This window comes from Herbaspirillum chlorophenolicum (assembly GCF_001189955.1).
Taxonomy (GTDB): Bacteria; Pseudomonadota; Gammaproteobacteria; order Burkholderiales; family Burkholderiaceae_D; genus Herbaspirillum; species Herbaspirillum chlorophenolicum.
Genome location: NZ_LFLT01000107.1, coordinates 1 through 3,065 on the forward strand (window position 1 = coordinate 1; position 3,065 = coordinate 3,065).

General features: G+C 57.5%; 2 protein-coding genes. Both read left to right on the plus strand.

The genetic code is table 11. The annotated features are described in order from the left end of the window. Positions 1–99: 99 nt before the first annotated feature. Positions 100–1,890, plus strand: a complete 1,791-nt coding sequence (locus tag AKL28_RS23200) for an AAA family ATPase (protein WP_050470653.1) — start codon at positions 100–102, stop codon at positions 1,888–1,890. Continuing rightward, positions 1,887–3,065: 5-methylcytosine restriction system specificity protein McrC (locus tag AKL28_RS23205; RefSeq protein WP_156226465.1), on the plus strand; the 1,179-nt coding region annotated here is incomplete at its 3' end. The genes AKL28_RS23200 and AKL28_RS23205, both read left to right, overlap by 4 nt.

Below are 3,065 nucleotides of genomic sequence, written 5' to 3' on the forward strand. Positions count from 1 at the left end.
TTCTCTGCCAGTAAAACGTGAAAGTCCGTCAGACGATACCGGAAATTAGCCGCTCGCTCCGGGAGCGGTATTCGAAGTCCACAAAAAATGAGGGGAAATATGGCGCGCTACTCAGAACGCGACACTAGCAAGATCTACCAGGCAGCTGATGCCTTTCGAGCTAACTGCCTGCTGAAAGATGGCTCGCTATCGCTCGGTGATGCCTCCATATGGCGTCCCGATTTGCTGGAGCGGCTTCACAAGGCATTTGTTACCAATCTGGACACGGGTGACCGGTCGTTCATCGTCAAGCTCAAGGATCAGATCGGGCAAGCTGGAGAGGACGTGATCCGGCTTGCCGCAGAAATTTTGAGTGTCTACTTCTTGTTTCCGTCTAGTGTCGGTGGCGCTCGCAAGCGACAAGTAGTGAACGAGGTTCTCAGTTGGGGAGGTGGCAGCCTGCCAGAGGATCACCTTTTTTCGAGCGCGTTCGCTACTGGGATCGGCAGTGGCGGCCAGGGCTACAATACCCGACGCCCCTTCGAAATTGCCTTTCTGATCGAGCTCGCCATTGCTTGGAAAAAGCTGCCACAAGATCGTCAGGCAGAGGTAGCCGCAGATGCGTGGCTCTTTCAGGAAATTGTGGACAGCATTGAGGATGCGGAGTCGAAGCAGCTTCGGCACATGCTTCTTCACCTCATGTTCCCCGAGCACTTCGAACGCATTGCCAGCGGCAATCATAAACGCCGGGTGATCAAGGCATTCTCCGGGCTTGCTGCGGCCGAGTCAGAAGATGACGACCGGGTAATCCTGGCTATACGTCACGCGCTTGAAAAGTTACTGCCCAACCAAAAGCTGGATTTCTACTGGTCGCCATTGGTTGAGGCATGGTATGACGACAGCGAGGGAGAATCAGAAGGTGCACCACTGGAGATTATCCAGCACAAGAAGCAGATCGTTCTCTACGGACCGCCCGGAACTGGTAAGACGTTCCGGGCCAAGAAGCTGGCTGAGCGCGTCATCCGCTCTGCGGCATTGAGCCAGATGGGGCCCGCCCGGTACTTTCAATCGCAACCCGCGCTTGAGGCGGCGATCCGCGATAATGTGCATCGGCTGCAACTGCACCCCGCTTACAGCTATGAGGACTTTATCCGTGCGCTTCATATTTCGACTGACGGCAGCACAGAGTATCGTGCAGGCTACCTCCCCAAACTGATCAAAGATATCGACCGGAAACCCCGAGCAGAGCGTCTGCCGCACATCCTGATTCTGGATGAAATGAACCGGACGGATCTGAGCCGGATGCTTGGTGAGTGTTTTTCATTACTGGAGGATCGCAACCAGACGATTGAGCTTCCCGCACGCAACGGAGATGACTCAGCAATGACGCTGCGCATCCCCGACGATCTGTTCGTGATTGGCACCATGAACCTGATCGACCAGTCCATTGAGCAGATCGATTTCGCGTTGCGCCGCCGTTTCCTGTGGCTGCTGTGCCCGTTTGACGCCGAGGCGCTGATAGGTGCTGCCGAAGCCAAATGGCGCGACCTAAAATCTGACCTGGACTGGTCACGGGTCGAGCCGGACTTCCGCAAGTTGGCCGCAGCGGCGAAGTCGTTGAACAAGGAGATTCATGACAGCACGCTGCTCGGCGCGCAGTATGAGATCGGGCATACCTACCTGCTTGACGTGGTCGTATTCTTGCGCAATTTCCTCGGCTCCCGGCCAACGCGCAAGCAGAACTACCTTTGGAACAAGAAAGGAGATCCTCTGGAGCCTGTTCTGCAAGTGTGGAATCTGTCTCTTCGCCCTTTGCTGGAGCAGTACCTGGCAGGACTCGACGCGACTGCACGCAATACCGAGCTCGACCGGCTGTCCAAAGTCTTTCTCAAGCCACCGGTGGTCGAGTGAACCTTACAGCGCGTGATTGTTCGCCATTTTCCCCTCAGCCGACGGCCGCCGAGGCTCTCTGGCTCCGCAAGTTGGCAACCCATGTTCGCGCCGCGGAGCTTGTCGTGCCAATGTCCGGCGAGCGGGACGACGACGAGCCGATTGTCTACTGCGCCTGGGACGGGACATGGTGGGCCGGCCGATACGTTGGTTCGTTATCTTTTGAGGGGCACAGCCTGACAATTCAACCGCGTTTTGGTCTGGCGACGCTACGGAACTGGCTTTTTGAGGCAACGTCGGTCGTACTGACCAGCACACCCGGGAAACTGCGAGAGGATGAGTCTTTCATTGCTCAATTGTTGGCGTCAGTTTGGGTGCACGGCTTCGTCGAGGCTGCCCGGCATGGGCTGCCTGCACTTCGCCGCGAAGTGGCGACAAAAGGCGTGGCGATCAGGGGGCGTCTCGATGTCGCGGCGTCACTACGTTTGATCGCTACAGGCGGCGGACAAGTCGTTTCTATCCGTTCAGAGCGTTCGCTGGATCACGCGGCATCCGATGCTATCGTCGCCGCTTATGAAGTTCTACGACGCTGGCTCGGGGTGCCTGACGAAAAGTGGCTTCCGACGCGGGCGAAGGAGCTCCTTCCTCAACTGATGGCCGTCACCGGTGCCCGCCCACGCGTCCCGACGAAGGCTGAACTTGACCGGATACGCTATACGCCGATCACCGCCGGTTTCGCACCTGTCGCTGAGCTATCCAGGCAGATTGCAAATCGACGGGGTCTCGCTGCCGACATTGATGCTAGCGGTGAAACCAAGGGCGTCCTGCTTGACGTCGCGGAGTTGTGGGAAATGTATGTGCTCAGCGTGCTCAGAAAAGCCGCATCGCCACTATCGGTTACGCATGGTACCCGAGAGAAGTCGACGATCAGAAGCCTGCTTTACAGCGATGTCACGGGTCAAGGCCTGGGCGGATTAATACCCGATGCTATTCTCTACTCTGGCGCCACTGTCAGAGGAGTGGTTGACGCAAAGTACAAGCCTCTTCACCCATCGGCGAATTCCCCGAATGGGCCGCAGCGTGAGGACCTGTACCAAATGACCGCATACCTCGGCCGATTCACTCCTCCCGGCGGAAGCGGAGGATGGGGCTTGCTGGCATACCCACTGGACCCCACACGGCCATTGATCCCGCAG